We start from the raw sequence: 17,172 nt of genomic DNA, 5'->3' as shown, positions 1-17,172 counted from the left end.
TGCTTTACTAGCATTACAATTAATACGATAGTGCTCAGCTTGACTAACTTAAAAATGGATAGTGTTTACCAAACAAAATCATTAGATTATCCATAATTTGAACTTCAATATTTCAAAAACACCCAATAAATAGCTACCATGATTAAATAATCCAGATACTTTTAATAGTAAGCTCTTGAAATATTTGATCACGATTCAAAAGGTTTTATATCACCACTTCCTTGACGAATAATATCAGGGTAATCATTTGTTAAATCAATAACGGTTGTAGGTTGTTGACCTATATAACCACCATGGACAACAGCATCAAGTAGATGTCCAATTCTATCCTCAATTTCATCCGGATCGGATTGCGCTTCCTCTTCATTTGGTAAAATTAACGTTGTGGTCATCAATGGTTGCCCTAATAAATCCAGTAACGCTAAATCAATTTTGTTGTCCGGTATACGCAACCCTATGGTTTTTCGCTTGTCATTCATCAAGCGACGTGGTACTTCTTTACTTGCAGGTAGAATAAAAACGTATTTACCGGGCGTATTATTTTTTAACAGTCGAAACGTAATATTATCGACCATTGCATAGGAAGATAATTCCGATAAATCTCGACACATCAACGTAAAATTATGATATCTATCAAGCTGTCGTATTTTACAAATACGCTCAACACCATTTTTATTATCAAGCAAGCAACCTAATGAATAACCGGAATCAGTAGGAAAAGCGATAACGCCACCCTCTTTTAAGATTTTAACAACTTGTTCTAATAATCGATTTTGAGGATTGTCCGGATGAATATAAAAAGTTTGGCTCATAATGTTCTTCTATATTAATATTAAATTTAAAACACTTTTTACAATGTCAGATTGGCTATCATGAAGGTTGATAGCATGTTAACTTAAAGCAATTTTAGTCCATATTAATTTAGTTTCCAATTATGCCAAATCGGTGTGACACTGCCTGGCAAAGGGGGCGTTTTTCCTAAATCTAAATAGTTAACCAGATCATGAAAATCCGAACCTTGCGAAGCAAGCAGTCCAAATTCGTTGGCTAATTTAGCTAATCGCTGTAAGTCATCTTGTGTTTGTCGGCTTTGCGAAACTTCAATGGCATCACCACCCCAAGTTTTGAAATCATTAATTAATAATTTTAATTTAGTGCCAGTTAAATCATAACGAGTCGGATGCGCTAATACTGCAAGTCCACCTGCCACATGAATCGCCGTTATTGCCTCTTCAATACTACACCATTTTGCTGGTACATAAGCATATCCACTTTTTCCAAGATATTTTTTAAATGCCGTTTTCACATCTTTGACCAAACCTTGAGCAACAAGAAATCGAGCAAAGTGTGCACGAGACACAATATCCCCCTTTGAAAAAGCCTTTGCTTGTTCATAAGCATCATCAATATGTAACTTGCCCAATTTATAGCTAATTGCCATTGCGCGATCAATCCGACCTTGTTCTTGAGCTTGAAGCAATGTTAATAATTGTTGATTTTCAATATCAATATTCAATCCAACAATATGAATTTCATTATTTTTCCAAGCGGTTGATATTTCAACTCCACTCACCAGTTTAACCGGAAGATTTTCAGTTAAGATCAACTTTTGCGCTTCAGGAATTCCTTTTATGGTATCGTGATCCGTTATCGCTAATATGTCAATTTGGTTATCGACAGCACGTTTAACCAGCTCACTTGGTGATAGAACACCATCAGAGGCTATAGTATGAGAATGCAAATCTACGATCACTTTTTTCTCGAAAATTATTTTTAAACGTGTAATATACCACACAATTTGCGTGACCACTAAAAGGTATATTATGAAAGATCAAATTCTGCTTGCCCAACAAGATACTCAATCAATTATTGATGAACTTTTAGAAGATGGGAGTGATCCCCATGCGCTGTATTTGATAGAACATCATATTTCTTCAGAAAACTTTGATAAACTTGAAAAAGTTGCAGTAGAAGCCTATAAATTAGGTTATGAAGCAACAGATCCTGATGAAGATGTCGATGATTCTGGTAACGTTATTATTGGTTTTGATATCATCGCTGAAAGCCCCCTCAGTGCTGATTTAATCAATGCACAAATTGCCCAAATTATGACGTTGGCGCACCAATTTAATGTGAATTATGACGGTTGGGGCACTTATTTTGAAGACGGAAGTGACGATATTTTAGATGATAGCGTTTTTGACAATGAAACGTTACATTAATAGCCTAGAAACATTGAACTAATTATTTACCATTCTTATCCAATGGTGATTGGATAAAAATGGTAAACTGTTTCGATTACTCGTTAACTTGCTCAATACGACTTATTCTTTTTCGATCAGCTGAAAGACTACGTACTGATACAACATCACCTTTTTTAATTGTCACGGGATCAGTATAGCGATGCCAATTTTTACCATTATCCGTCGAATATTCTATAATTAATCCCGGAAAAACAATATTAGCATTGAGCTGATTGTTCTCAATTTTAGCCCCTGGGATAGGTAATCGATAATCTATTCCCATTAAATCCAATTTCGCTAATTCTCGCTGACCAACTAAGTTAGCAAAACGTACCCAATCTTGCCGTAATTTTTGTTGATCCACATACTGTGTTTTCCCTTGTATGAATTCACGATCTTTTTGATAACTAAGTTCCCAATCGGCTTGGTGCCACGCTCTTTCTGCCACCGCTAGCAAACGAGGAAATGCCATATATTCCATTTTATTATCGCTACGAATATCTTCTGTCCAAATTTGCGCAGATAATCCGTAAGCGCCCGACCAATTAAGTGTACCTTTAGCGGTAAATGGATTGCCGTCGCGGTCTAACGACGTTTCAGCATTTTGAGGTAAGTTATCAGGCGCAAAAGTAAATATTTTACGTTCATCATTGTAACGTGTAGCCCAATAATAACCGCTTTCTTTAGGATTGACTTCGTATGGCATATCTAAATAGACATAATCCGGATTCGAAATAATGACTTGATAGCCTTTATTTGCCCATTCATTGACTGAGTCAGCCCCACCCCAATAAAGAGTATCCCAAAAATTCACCGTGACTTTATCAACAGCAAAAGATTTAGCACTGTCGGCATGTTTCATGCCGTCTTGCCAAGCCTGCATATGGTCAATACCATGTTCCTTAATGATAGTACTAACCTGCTCAGCAAAATAACTTGGTAGATGTTCAATTTGTTTGACAATACCCTTAGATATAAAAGCTTGGCATGCTTGTGATTTAGCCCATGGATGGTCTTCATTGCTTTGATCGATAATACCTTTAAAAGCAACTTTTTCTTTAAGCTGTAAATCTTGGTAGCCAGATCCTAAATGGATATTTTTAGCTTCATCACCACCAAAATGCCAAGTTGTCAAAGGTTGGCCTGCCTCGATGTGCATGCTAGCTATTTCATCAATAATCTTATTTACAAACCGTTTAGACGAGTCAAGACAAGGGTTTAAATAACTTAATCGATTATAAAATTGAACAGTTGTCGTGTTAGAAGTATCCGTTGGGTCAACTAAACGGAATTCGTTCGCTTGCTGTTCTTTACCTTCTTTCATTAAACGGTTATAACGTGCTTCCATAGAGACAATCGCCGCTCTAGCATGAGCAGGCATATCAATCTCTGGGATGACCTCAATAAACCGTGCTTTAGCGTATTTAATAATTTCAATATAGTCTTGACGACTTAAATATCCCGAGCCAGATGTATTACTATCAGGACCAGATCCTAATTGAGGAAGTAAACAAGTTTGTTCAGTAAGATCATGGCAACGTTTACTACCAATTTCGGTGAGTTCTGGTAATCCTGGGATCTCAATTCGCCAACCTTCATCATCACTTAAATGAAAATGAAATTTATTCATTTTATATTTTGCCATTTGATCTAATAAACGCAAAATGGCCTGTTTAGATTTAAAATTACGGCCAATATCAAGCATGACACCACGATATTCAAATCGAGGCGAGTCAATGACATTAAGTGTTGGAATGGTATGAGAATGATCGACATAAATTGTCGATAAAATGGATTGGATCGCGTAAAAAATTCCAGTCTCATCATAAGCTGTAATGATTGCTTTGTCTTTGTTGATTACTAATTGATAAGCCCCTGCTTGCTTTTGGGAAAATTGTTCAGGTTCGATTGTTGCTTGTATTTTAAAGCCTTGTTGAGTAATTGGGATATTTAATGCTTTAAAATCAGTCTGTATGACAGCTAAACTGTCTTGATTTAATCCATTTAAAACTAAATTTACCCCTTGCGAATCGAGCGTTATATCTTCATTTCCAATGGATATTTTACTTGGTGTTGGCAAGATTTGCCCACGTAATGTTTCTGCCGATAAGTTTTCAATATCGGCATTATATTGAAAACGATTGACCGGTGTCATTAAAATATTATGATCATCAGCCGTTCTTTTCCAGTGTTGATTAATTGGCGACACAAATGCCGATAAATTATCAGAATCTGTATTGGTATTTGCTATAATTTTAGGGGTTGCATTGGTCGATGTCACATACCAACGAGGCATAATATCACTTTCGCTCAAGATCCAATATTCACCAATCATAGGAATTTCGATAGTGCCTTTAGCAGGAAAACCAACAAATTTATCCGTCGGCTCAATTTTATGAAGATCGCCTGTTAGGTGTGTAATTTTAAACTGATCATTGTCAACGGACAAAATCATACGAATACTACTAAAATAAATTGCCCAATCTTTATCATTAATTGCTGAACCTTTATTTGTTAACGAAATAGTCACTTTATTACATGCAGCCCAATCCGCACCTAAAGTAGCACAATTGATACCATGATCATTTGCCTGATTATCATTAACAGTATATTTAACATTAAGTTGAGCACTCATTAAATCAACTGTCTTTTGATTTGCATAAGCTGATTGTGTAACGCCTACACTTAATAAAGAGGCTATCGAGGTTGCAAGTATTGCAGTTTTAAGCTTTTTCATTATTTTATTACCTATTTTTGTTTTGCATTAAATATAGTGAATGGAACGGTAACAATAAATTTGATATCTCGTTCATCTTGGAAAATATTGCCATAACCTTCACTCCAACTTGGTATTTTTGAGTGGTTATTATATTTGGTATAATGTAACTGGAAAGAGGTGTTTTTAGCAAAACCTTGTGGTACGGTATAACCTAAATCGAAGTTATAAGCTGATTCAATCAACCGTCTTTTTTGGTCAAAATCTTTATTAGTACTTGGTTTAGCATCCCAGCCATAAGCATACGAAGCGCCAGTTCTCCAACCAGATAAATAGTGTGATAGATGACTTAAATCATAGGTAACTTCTGCAAATAATGCTTTTTCACCATTGGCATTAAAATCTGAACGTGAATTCCACCAGACATCTAAACGACCATTTGAGGAAGCATAATCAGGCGTCATTCGTTGTAAAAAGAATCCTTGTTCACCTTCTGCTTTAACTGCTACACCTTCAAGACGTAACCCTACTGGCCCCATTTGATAACCTAACGTCGCAGCTTGTAACCATGCTAAACCATCATATACTTTAGCTCCCTTATGAGACTGATCTTTCGCACCATAAAATTGATAACTTACAGTTAGCGGATTATCAAATACATTCATTTTATAAGATGCTTTACCAAAAAATTGATTCATATAATTGTGCGATTGACCAAACGCAGTTTCTAGCACTAAATTATTTTTAAAGTCATACTTCAAACCAGCAGAATGTAAGTAATCGATCTTTCTTCCTTTTTGCCATTGTCTAAATTCATAAAGTCGTTTATACCAAGGTGCTTTATATTTATCTGCCCACATATAGGACATAGATAACACCCCCGCAGAGTCAAAATCAAGCTTTGTACCAAATTCAACGCCTCGATAAGTGCCTGGTAATAAACTCCAGTGTGGAGCAAGCAACGTTTGTCCTGACGGTTGAATATACCCCGCTTTGAGCCAAAATAGTTCATCAAGTTTGAAGTTCATTTGGGCTTTATAGAAACTAAGACCACTAATATCTTTTTTCCAATTTTCGTCCCAACGATTATTGGCACCACTAAAACCGATTTCATTAGGATGACCATTACCACCATTACTGACTTCCCAAGCACCATAGCCGCCCAATTCTAAAGCAAACATATCGGCTATATAACCTGTTTTAAAATCCAGATTGGTATTGAAAGAAGTATGCCTTAGGTTTTTCTCATATTTATGTTGAGTGACATTCTTTCTTTCCCGATCACGATTCCAAAAAAAGACATTACCGGTTAATGAAGCATCCTCAACAAAGGGATGGGTATATTCTGCTTGTGCAGGCAACGCACTGATTAAAATGGAGCAAGACAAAATGAGCTTAGTGATACGACTGAGTGAACGAGTGGTTAATAGGGGGTTATAAAAATTCATATCTGCTTCCTTGAAATGACTTTTTTAAATCAACGATCAGATTAGTCCGTTAACAACTTATCTTTATGGATCAAAAAATCATTTTCTACCTAAAATCAATAAAATACGACAAAATTAATGTCAATCTTCTGTACAAACAATTGGTTAAATTTACTAAATTAATCTAAAACTCCTGTGAATAAGGTGTTTTTATAATGCATAAACATATTTTGGTTATCAAATTAAATGTTGTTAAATCGTGATCCGAATCACCAAAACACCCCTTTTTTTTTCTAATTTTTCGATAAATATCACAACTTTTTTTATATTAAAAAATAAGAAAAGATTAATAGAGTTTTGAATTAACCCATACGATCGCTTAACGCATTCAGATTTATAAATCCTATGTTTAAATAAATTTGCTTGTCAGAAATGAAAATATAGGGAGGGGAAAAAAGAAAAATCAAAAAATTCTTATTACTAATACTGAGATTAAACCCTATTGATAAAATTTAATTTATTAATAGGGATTTAATCACATCAATCAATTTTAATTTTCAGTATTAATTTCATCAAAACTTTTTACTAGCTCATCAATAGCTTTCATCTGTTTTAAAAATGGCTCAAGTTTAGCTAATGGAAGTGCTGAAGGTCCATCACATTTTGCATGACTTGGATCAGGATGTGATTCTAAAAATAGCCCTGCTATACCCACTGCCATGCCTGCACGAGCAAGTTCGGTCACTTGTCCACGACGTCCTCCGGATGCTGCTCCCATAGGATCACGACATTGTAAGGCATGAGTGACATCAAAAATTACTGGTGAACCATGGCTGGCTTTTTTCATGATATTAAAGCCAAGCATATCAACCACTAAATTATCATAACCAAAGCAGCTACCACGATCACAAAGAATGATTTGATCATTGCCTGCTTCCTCAAATTTTTCAACTATATTGCCCATTTGTCCGGGACTAACAAATTGTGGTTTTTTAACGTTAATGACGGCACCTGTCTTCGCCATTGCCACAACGAGATCGGTTTGTCTGGCTAAAAAAGCCGGTAATTGAATAACGTCAACAACATCCGCAACGGGTTGACACTGTTGTTCGGTATGAACATCAGTAATGATTTTTACGCCAAATTGTTGTTTTAATTCTTGAAAAATTTTCATACCTTCTTCCAAACCAGGGCCACGATAGGAATGAACAGAAGAACGATTCGCTTTATCAAACGAAGCTTTGAAAATATAAGGGATGTTGAGTTTATCCGTGACCGTCACAAAGTGCTCGCAAATTTTCATTGCCAAATCACGTGATTCAAGCACATTCATACCACCAAATAACACAAATGGAAGATCATTTGCGACCGTAATATCCCTGACTTTTACTTGTTTTTGCTTCATCATAAATTGTTTCCTAGTTAAGGTTTGAACCAACGACCAAGCGTCACTCGATCATTGCCACTATAGTCTGTGAAGGTTTCAACTAATTGAAATCCATGTTGTTTGAAAATCATTTGTACTGCAGAGCCTTGCTTCCAACCATGCTCGATCAGTAACCAACCATATTGATTCAGATGTTTGGTAGCCCCTTTGACAATTAACTTTATATCCGCAAGTCCATCGTCGTCTGACACAAGTGCTGTTCTTGGCTCATAACGAACGTCACCTTGAGATAGATGAATATCTGTTGGCTCAATATAAGGCGGGTTGGATGTTATCATCGAAAATTTACGGGTTTTGAGTGGTTTATACCAATCACCTTGTAAAAAATAAACATTATTTACACCGATTTGTGTCGCATTTTGTTGAGCTAATATTAGCGCATCTCGATTTTTTTCAACAGCAGTAAAAAGACAGTCTCGGCGCTCTGTTGCCATAGCAATGGCTATGGCTCCTGTACCTGTTCCAAGATCTAAAACTTCACAGGGAATTTTAGGTAGGTATTCTAATCCCAGCTCAACTAATTTTTCGGTATCTGGTCTTGGAATCAAAGTACAGTCCGACACATTAAATTTTAAAGACCAAAACTCTTTTTCCCCGGTAATGTAAGCAATCGGTTCACCCGCTTGCCGACGAGCTAAATATGCATTGAGGCGCGTTAACTCATCGTCTGATAATGAAGTTTCACTAAACGCCATTAAAAATGTTCGTGTTTTGTGCGTCACAAAACTTAATAGTATTTCCGCATCACGCTTGGGACTTTCACTTTCACTTAAAGTTTGAGATGCATATTTAAGCCACTCTAAATAAGTCATTCATCTTGTTCCGATAATGCAGCAAGCTGGTCTGCCTGATATTCTTGTACAATTGGATCAATCAACATTTCTAACTTGCCTTCCATAACTTCATCCAAGCGATAAATCGTCAAATTGATACGATGATCTGTTACTCGTCCTTGTGGATAGTTATAGGTTCGAATACGATCTGAACGATCACCTGTACCTAAAAGGTTACGTCTGGTCGACGCTTCTTCTTGTTGGCGTTTTCGGGTTTCAGCGTCTTGGATTCGTGCTGCTAACACCGACATCGCTTTAGCTTTATTTTTATGTTGAGAACGTTCATCCTGACATTCAACCACAATTCCTGTTGGAATATGCGTAATACGAATAGCTGAATCGGTTGTATTAACGTGCTGCCCCCCTGCCCCAGACGAACGATAAGTGTCAATTTTTAAGTCAGCGGGATTAATTTCAGGCATTTCTGCTTCTGGAATTTCAGGTAACACCGCTACCGTACATGCAGATGTATGAATACGACCTTGCGATTCTGTTTCAGGTACACGCTGCACACGATGACCACCCGATTCAAATTTTAAGTTACCATAAACGCCGTCGCCACTGACTAACATAATGACTTCTTTATAGCCACCATGCTCACCCTCATTGGCACTCATAATTTCAACTCGCCAATGACGGGATTCTGCATATCTTGTATACATTCTTGCAAGATCGCCAGCGAATATTGCTGCTTCATCTCCACCTGTTCCAGCTCGAACTTCAACAAAGCAGTTATAATCATCATTGGGATCTTTAGGTAATAATAAAACTTGTAACTGCTTTTCTTGCTCTTCGATACGGTTTAACGCTTCATTTAACTCTTCTTGAGCCATTTCACTCATTTCGGGATCGGCAAGCATCATTTTAGCAGTTTCAATATCTTCTTGAGTCTGCTTCCAACTTGTAAAACATTTCACCACACCCGTTAATTGCGCATATTCTTTAGAAAGAGTACGGAATCGATTTTGATCGGCAATCACCGAGGCATCAGACAATAACGCTTGAACCTCTTCGTAGCGCTCTTGCAAAGTTTCTAACTTACTGATAATTGAGGGTTTCATATAAAAGTCTATTTTTAATCGTGAATAAATGAATTTGCGGGGCATTATATACTTAATCGCCTTTAAAATACAGTTTCCCTACTTTTTCATCCTTGCAACTATTAATAATGCAGTGAAATATCTCAGAATTTTATTTTAAACACAGACATTCAAAAAGTGTTATTCATTTCACAAAAATCACTTTTTAATCTTTTCAAAAATTTGCTTAGTCGTTACTATAATTCAGTTGATTGATTACTTTGTTAAAAGGTCTTTACTTTATTCAACGCTTTTTATGAATACAGGAAAAGATAACTAAAAATATGTTAAATGATCGGTTTAAGGCACAGATTTTACTGTTAAATAACGTTTATTAAGAAGGAATAAGCTTAAATATCAATATTCGCATCACATTCACTCTTTTACAGGTTGATAATATGAAGCAAACGATATGGAAACTTGAAAATTGTATTAAAGATTATGATTGGGGAAGTATCGATAGTATTACGACTTTATTTGGTATTAAAAACCCAAGCCAAAAGCCGATGGCTGAAATATGGATGGGTATACATCCTCTGGGTTGTTCAAAGATTATCGGTTTAAATGGCGAAAAGATAAATCTTAATGCGCTTATCAATCAAAACCCATTGCAGATTTTGGGTAAAAATACTTATCAACTTTTCGGTACTCTTCCCTATTTATTCAAAGTACTCGCAGCAAATAAACCCCTTTCAGTTCAGGTTCATCCAACTAAAGCTGATGCTCAAAAAGGTTTTGAAAAAGAAAATAAATTAGGTATCGATCTTCATTCACCAAACCGAAATTTTAAAGATCCCAATCATAAACCAGAATTATTGTATGCACTCACGCCATTTAAAGCCATGAATTCGTTTCGACCGATTGAGCAAATATTATCATTTTTTTCGCAAATAACTATCCCTATCTTTAACCATGAATTAGCACAATTACAACATAATCCTCATCCAAAACAACTGAAACACTTTTTTCAATTCTTGTTGAATCTTTCACCAGACAAAAAATTACAAGCTATTCATCAATTATTAGCCTGTACTAGAAGTTTCAATCAAGAGCCTTTTTTAACCATTCATACACTGGTAAAAGATTATCCTAACGATATTGGTTTGTTTATGCCTTTAATTTTAAATGTGATTGAACTCAAGCCATCTCAAGCGATGTTTTTACATGCCCAAACACCGCATTGTTATTTATCGGGAACCGGTTTTGAAGTGATGGCAAATTCAGATAATGTTTTAAGAGCAGGTTTAACCCATAAGTTTATTGATATTGACGCATTAATAGCGAATACGAACTTTAGCAGTATTGATGCTAGTGAACTGCTAATTAATCCGTTAATTAATCATAATAAAATTGATTTTCCTGTTCCCGTTAATGATTTTAAATTTGAAATCATTCAAAGTGATCTTCAATTAAGAAAAGAAAAAGTCAACAGCCCTCAAATCCTATTTTGTGCAAATGGCGCTATTACATTAACAACAAAACATGAAGTACTCACTTTAAATAAAGGGGAATCGGTGTTTATTGCGTATCATGCCAAATATTATAGTTATAGTGGGAAAGGATGTTTTGCAAAAGTGAGTGATTAAAAAAAAGCCGTCAATCATTGACGGCATAAATTTTAAGATAGATAGAATGACTGAATATAAACTATTTTTTTACTGCTTTCGGATTCGGTAAATCAGTTACCGTTCCTTCATAAATTTCAGCAGCAAGTCCAATTGATTCATGAAGTGTTGGATGCGCATGAATAGTTAAGGCTATATCTTCGGCATCACACCCCATTTCAACCGCAAGGGTAATCTCTCCAAGCAATTCACCGCCATTAGCACCAACGACTGCGCCACCTAAAAGGCGATTATCTGCTTTATTGAAGATCAGCTTAGTCATCCCTTGTGAACAATCCGATGCGATAGCTCGCCCAGATGCTGCCCATGGGAAGATAGACACTTCATAATCGATACCCTTTTCTTTCGCTTCTTTTTCGGTTAAACCAACCCAAGCAACCTCTGGCTCAGTATAAGCAATAGAAGGAATCGTTTTTGGATCAAAATAGTGTTTTTTGCCCGCAATCACTTCAGCAGCCACATGTCCTTCGTGAACGCCCTTGTGCGCAAGCATTGGTTGACCAACAATATCACCTATAGCATAGATATGTGGAACATTGGTGCGCATTTGTTTATCGACTTCAATAAAACCACGATCAGTAACGTTCACGCCTGCTTTTTCAGCACTAATTAGTTTTCCATTTGGCGAACGTCCAATTGCCACTAATACTGCATCATAAGTGTGTGTTTCAGTGGTTCCGTCTTTTTTCTCCATAGTGACGTAAATCGCATCATGTTTTGCTTCAACCGTCGTTACTTTTGTTTCAAGACGTAAGGTGAATTTATCCTGAATTTGCTTAGTAAAGACTTTGATCACATCTTTATCAGCAGCAGGAATGACCTGATCAAACATTTCAACCACATCAACTTCTGAACCTAAGGCATGATAAACCGTGCCCATTTCAAGCCCAATAATTCCCCCACCCATTAATAATAATTTTTTAGGGATGGTTGTCAAAGCAAGCGCATCTGTGGAATCCCAAATACGAGGATCATCATGCGGAATAAAAGGTAATTTAATTGGTCGAGACCCAGCTGCAATAATAGCATTATCAAACGTAATTTTAGTAATACCTTTTGCTGAAGTCACATCCATAGTATGACTACCGGTAAATTGCGCTTCGCCCTGAATAACATTGACTTTACGCATTTTAGCCATACCTGCTAATCCATTAGTTAACTGATTAATGACCTTCTCTTTCCAACCTCGAACTTTATCCAGTTCAAGTTTAGGTGTACCAAAATGAATTCCATGTTCTGTCAGTGATTTGGCTTCGTCCATGACTTTAGCTACATGCAAAAGTGCTTTAGAAGGAATACATCCCACATTTAAGCATACGCCACCCAATGTAGAATAGCGTTCAACTAACGTTACGTCTAATCCAAGATCGGCGGCACGGAACGCAGCAGAATAACCTGCTGGACCAGCACCTAAAACCACCACTTGTGTTTTAACTTCTTGACTCATAATTTATTCTCCTAAACTACATCACTAATCGACGTAAGTCAGATAAGACGTTAACAATATGGCTTAAGAAGCGTGCACCGTCTGCACCATCAATCACACGATGATCAAATGACAGAGATAAAGGTAACATTAAACGTGGCGTAAACTCTTTACCATTCCATACAGGTTTCATACTTGAGCGTGACACCCCTAAAATACCGACTTCAGGTGCATTCACAATTGGGGTAAATGAAGTTGTACCAATACCACCTAAACTTGAAATTGTAAAACATCCGCCCTGCATATCCGCACCGGTTAATTTACCTTCACGAGCTTTTTTCGAGATTTCGGCAAGTTCACGAGATAACTCAACGATGCCTTTTTTATTGACATCTTTAAATACCGGTACGACTAAACCGTTTGGCGTATCAACTGCGACACCAATATTGATGTATTTTTTGATAATCAAGGTTTGCGCATCTTCCGATAATGAACTATTAAAACGTGGATAAGCAGTTAATGCACTTGCCACCGCTTTCATAATAAACACTAATGGCGTGATTTTAAGATCAAGTTTTTTCTTCTCTGCTTCGGCATTTTGTTGTTTACGGAATGCTTCTAAATCCGTAATATCGGTTTCGTCAAATTCAGTAACATGAGGAATCATGACCCAGTTACGATGTAAATTTGCTCCTGACACTTTTTGGATTTTAGTTAATGGTAAAGTTTCAGTTTCACCAAATTTGCTAAAATCAACTTTCGGCCATGGTAATAATCCCGGTAATGCTCCGCCTGCTGTACCACTCTCAACTTGTTTCACCGCATTTTTAACGTAAGCTTGAATATCTTCACGTAGGATTCGGTTTTTAGGCCCTGTTGGTGATACTTTAGCCAGATTCACGCCAAATTCACGCGCTAAACGACGAACAGAAGGTGTTGCATGTGCATATGCATCATTTTCAACAAAATCATTACTTGCCGTTGTAGAAGCCGTTGCAGCAGGAGTAGAAACATTACTCACCGGTGCAGCAACTGAAGCTGATTTTTCTGGTGCTGTCGGCGCTGGCGTTGCAGTTGCAGCGTTAGCTGGCGCACTGCTGGATGCCGTTTCAAATTCCATAATTTTGGAACCTGTCTTCACTTTATCGCCAACTTTAACTGTTATCGTTTTAACCACACCTGCGATAGAGGCAGGTATTTCCATTGAGGCTTTATCGCCTTCAACAGTAATAAGTGAATCATCTACCGATATAGTATCACCGACTTTCACTAAAATTTCGGTCACTTCGACTTCGTCACCGCCAATATCTGGCACATTAACATCGACTGTTTGACTTACGGTTGCAGCCGCTGGAGCAACATCGACTTTCGGGGCAGACTCTGCTTGAGCTGGCGCAGATTCTGCGCCATTCTCGGTATCAAATACCATAATATCGACACCAGTTTTAACTTTATCGCCGACTTTGACTGAGATAGATTTTACGATCCCTGCTTGTGGCGCAGGGATTTCCATTGAGGCTTTATCGCCTTCAACCGTTAATAATGATTGATCGACTTCTACCTTGTCTCCCACTTTTACAAGGATTTCGGTGACTTCGACTTCATCACTGCCAATGTCAGGTAATTTAATTTCAATACTCATGTTGGTTACCTCTTATGCAATACGTGGGTTTAATTTGTCAGCATTGATTTCAAACTTTTTAATCGCTTCATCAACAACGCTGGCTTTAATATCACCACGTTTAGCAAGCTCACCTAATGCTGCAACAACAACATAAGATGCATCCACTTCAAAATGATGGCGTAAGTTTTCACGGCTATCACTGCGACCAAAACCATCAGTACCAAGTACTCTGTAACTTTCAGCAGGTACAAAGGCACGGATTTGCTCAGCAAACAGTTTCATATAGTCTGTTGAAACCACGGCTGGGTTATTATTCATAATTTGTGTTACATAAGGTACTTTTGGTTTTTCACTTGGATGTAACATGTTATAACGCTCACAATCTTGACCTTCACGAGCCAATTCAGTGAACGAAGTAACACTATATACATCGGATCCAATGCCGTAATCTTTAGCCAAAATTTCTGCCGCTTCACGAACATGACGTAAAATTGCCCCTGAACCTAATAATTGAACAGTTGGACTACCTTTTTTACCTTTAACCGTATCAAGTTTATAGATACCACGACGAATACCGTCTTCAACACCTTCTGGCATTGCAGGTTGTGCATAGTTTTCATTCAATGTGGTAATGTAATAGTAAACATTTTCTTGCTCACCATACATACGGCGTAAACCATCTTGCATAATTACTGCTACTTCATAAGCGTAAGCTGGATCATATGAAATACAGTTAGGAATAGTTAAAGATTGAATATGACTGTGACCGTCTTGGTGTTGTAGACCTTCACCATTTAACGTTGTTCGTCCTGAAGTCCCACCAATCATAAATCCACGTGCTTGTTGATCCCCAGCAGCCCACATTAAGTCACCGATACGTTGGAAACCAAACATTGAGTAGTAAATATAAAATGGAATCATTGGCAAGTCGTTGGTACTGTAAGATGTTGCGGCTGCAAGCCATGAAGCGGTTGCACCACATTCATTAATACCTTCTTGTAGAATTTGCCCTTTTTCGTCTTCACGATAATAAGCCACTTGTTCTTTGTCTTGTGGCGTATATTGTTGACCGTGTGGATTATAAATACCAATTTGACGGAATAAACCTTCCATACCAAATGTTCTTGCTTCATCTGCTAAAATTGGCACTAAACGTGGTGCAAGATCTTTATCTTTAAGCATGATGTTAAGCGCACGAACAAAAGCAATAGTGGTCGAAATTTCTTTTGATTGCTCTTCAAGAAGTGGTGCAAATTCACTTAACGGTGGAATTGACACTGTGCCTGAGAATTTAGTTAATCGTGAAGGTACATAACCATGTAATGCTTGGCGACGTTCATGAATATATTTATATTCTGGTGTATGTTCTTCAAATTTAATGTAAGGTAATTTTTCAAGTGATTCATCATTAACCGGGATGTTAAAGAAATCACGAACATGACGAACGCCGTCCATATTCATTTTTTTCACTTGGTGAGCAATATTTTTACCTTCAGCGGCTTCACCCATACCATAGCCTTTAATAGTATGTGCTAATATCACGGTAGGACGATCTTTAGTCTCTTTAGCACGACTAAAGGCAGCAAACATCTTCTCTGGATCTTGACCACCACGGTTGAGTCTGAAAATTTCTTCATCGCTCATGTCTTTTACTAATTCAGCCGTTTCAGGATATTTACCAAAGAAATGCTCACGCACATAAGCACCATCTTTTGATTTGAAAGTTTGATAGTCACCGTCAAGGGTTTCGTTCATTAAACGAATCAATTTACCTGATTTATCTTTTTGTAATAATTTATCCCAACGATCACCCCAAAGCACTTTAATAACATTCCAACCTGCGCCAGCAAAAATCCCTTCAAGTTCGTTAATAATCTTACCATTACCGGTTACTGGCCCATCAAGTCTTTGCAAGTTACAGTTGACAACGAAAACTAAATTATCCAATTTTTCACGGGTTGCCACCGTAATTGCACCTTTAGATTCTGGCTCATCCATTTCACCATCACCTAAGAAAGCGTACACAGTTTGTTCAGAGGTATCTTTTAATCCACGATGATTTAAATATTTTAAGAAGCGAGCTTGATAAATAGCACTTACTGGCCCTAATCCCATTGATACGGTAGGGAATTGCCAAAATTCCGGTAATAATTTAGGGTGTGGATAAGACGGTAAACCCTTACCATGAATTTCTTGACGGAAGTTATCTAATTGTTCTTCAGTCAAACGTCCTTCGATGAAAGCACGAGAATAGATACCCGGTGAAATATGACCTTGGAAGTAGACCAAGTCACCACCATCTTTATCGTTGCGTGCACGGAAGAAGTGGTTAAAACAGACTTCATAAAAAGTGGCTGCCGATTGGAATGAAGCCATATGACCGCCAAGCTCTAAATCCTTTTTAGACGCTCGTAATACCATCATGATAGCATTCCAACGAACAATTGAACGAATGCGCCTTTCAATCTCCCAGTCCCCTGGATAAGCAGGTTGTTCTTCTACTGGAATGGTATTGATATAATTACTTGTTGAAGAACCGAAAAGTAGTGGAACACCACCATCTCTCGCTTTGTTGACTATTTGTTCGATAATGTACTGAGCACGTTCGATACCTTCTTCACGGATAATTGACTCGATACTTTTAAGCCAATCTTGCGTTTCAAATGGATCGATATCATTCATTTGCATGTCCGACATATAAAAACCTCTTTTTTGTTAAAAAAAATGCAGTTTTTGCTATCCTTAGCTATCA

The 17,172-nt window shown here is 37.3% G+C and carries 12 protein-coding genes; 2 read left to right on the top strand and 10 right to left on the bottom strand.

Features of this window, described 5'->3' with window-relative positions; genetic code table 11:
* Window positions 1–188: 188 nt before the first annotated feature.
* Together ACGH4F_RS04760 and rnm are read right to left on the bottom strand one after the other, a co-directional pair.
* Window positions 189–812, bottom strand: a complete 624-nt coding sequence (locus tag ACGH4F_RS04760) for an L-threonylcarbamoyladenylate synthase (protein WP_411590211.1) — start codon at window positions 810–812, stop codon at window positions 189–191.
* Between the two features lie 104 nt (window positions 813–916).
* On the bottom strand, window positions 917–1,753 hold the full coding sequence (gene rnm / locus ACGH4F_RS04755; protein WP_411590210.1) for an RNase RNM: 837 nt from the start codon (window positions 1,751–1,753) through the stop codon (window positions 917–919).
* Window positions 1,754–1,823: 70 nt separating this feature from the next.
* On the opposite strand from rnm, the gene rraB reads away from it, so the two are divergent.
* Window positions 1,824–2,222, top strand: coding sequence for a ribonuclease E inhibitor RraB (gene rraB / locus ACGH4F_RS04750; RefSeq protein ID WP_267352545.1), 399 nt, complete (start codon window positions 1,824–1,826; stop codon window positions 2,220–2,222).
* Window positions 2,223–2,298: 76 nt separating this feature from the next.
* Here rraB and ACGH4F_RS04745 read toward each other — a convergent pair whose 3' ends face one another.
* The 5 genes from ACGH4F_RS04745 to prfA form a co-directional block, all read right to left on the bottom strand.
* On the bottom strand, window positions 2,299–4,980 hold the full coding sequence (locus tag ACGH4F_RS04745) for a beta-N-acetylhexosaminidase (RefSeq protein ID WP_411590209.1): 2,682 nt from the start codon (window positions 4,978–4,980) through the stop codon (window positions 2,299–2,301).
* Window positions 4,981–4,991: 11 nt separating this feature from the next.
* A complete protein-coding gene (locus tag ACGH4F_RS04740; protein WP_411590207.1) occupies window positions 4,992–6,407 on the bottom strand; it encodes an OprD family outer membrane porin in 1,416 nt (471 codons plus the stop codon).
* 529 nt (window positions 6,408–6,936) lie between these two features.
* Entirely contained in the window at window positions 6,937–7,791 is an 855-nt protein-coding gene (gene kdsA, locus ACGH4F_RS04735) for a 3-deoxy-8-phosphooctulonate synthase (protein WP_324123836.1), read from the bottom strand.
* A 17-nt stretch (window positions 7,792–7,808) separates the two neighbouring features.
* A complete protein-coding gene (gene prmC / locus ACGH4F_RS04730; RefSeq protein WP_411590205.1) occupies window positions 7,809–8,645 on the bottom strand; it encodes a peptide chain release factor N(5)-glutamine methyltransferase in 837 nt (278 codons plus the stop codon).
* Window positions 8,642–9,727 (bottom strand): peptide chain release factor 1, encoded by a 1,086-nt coding sequence (gene prfA, locus ACGH4F_RS04725; protein ID WP_267352540.1) that lies wholly within the window; start codon window positions 9,725–9,727, stop codon window positions 8,642–8,644. Before prfA ends, prmC begins: the two co-directional genes overlap by 4 nt.
* A 416-nt stretch (window positions 9,728–10,143) precedes the next feature.
* On the opposite strand from prfA, the gene manA reads away from it, so the two are divergent.
* Window positions 10,144–11,331, top strand: a complete 1,188-nt coding sequence (gene manA / locus ACGH4F_RS04720; protein WP_411590203.1) for a mannose-6-phosphate isomerase, class I — start codon at window positions 10,144–10,146, stop codon at window positions 11,329–11,331.
* 61 nt (window positions 11,332–11,392) lie between these two features.
* Here the strand turns inward: manA and lpdA are convergent, their stop codons facing one another.
* Genes lpdA through aceE form a run of 3 tightly spaced genes read right to left on the bottom strand, consistent with a single transcriptional unit; the run spans window position 11,393 to window position 17,117 of the window.
* A complete protein-coding gene (lpdA, locus tag ACGH4F_RS04715; RefSeq protein ID WP_065559371.1) occupies window positions 11,393–12,817 on the bottom strand; it encodes a dihydrolipoyl dehydrogenase in 1,425 nt (474 codons plus the stop codon).
* Between the two features lie 16 nt (window positions 12,818–12,833).
* Complete coding sequence (gene aceF, locus ACGH4F_RS04710) at window positions 12,834–14,438, bottom strand: pyruvate dehydrogenase complex dihydrolipoyllysine-residue acetyltransferase (RefSeq protein ID WP_411590202.1); 1,605 nt, start codon at window positions 14,436–14,438, stop codon at window positions 12,834–12,836.
* A 12-nt stretch (window positions 14,439–14,450) separates the two neighbouring features.
* On the bottom strand, window positions 14,451–17,117 hold the full coding sequence (gene aceE, locus ACGH4F_RS04705; RefSeq protein ID WP_267352538.1) for a pyruvate dehydrogenase (acetyl-transferring), homodimeric type: 2,667 nt from the start codon (window positions 17,115–17,117) through the stop codon (window positions 14,451–14,453).
* Window positions 17,118–17,172 lie beyond the last annotated feature (55 nt).

Source organism: Gilliamella sp. CG35 (assembly GCF_046635745.1).
In the GTDB taxonomy this organism is placed as follows: Bacteria; Pseudomonadota; Gammaproteobacteria; order Enterobacterales; family Orbaceae; genus Gilliamella; species Gilliamella apicola_I.
The sequence above is the reverse complement of the archived record's forward strand: the minus strand, read 5'-3'. Positions and strand labels throughout refer to the sequence as shown.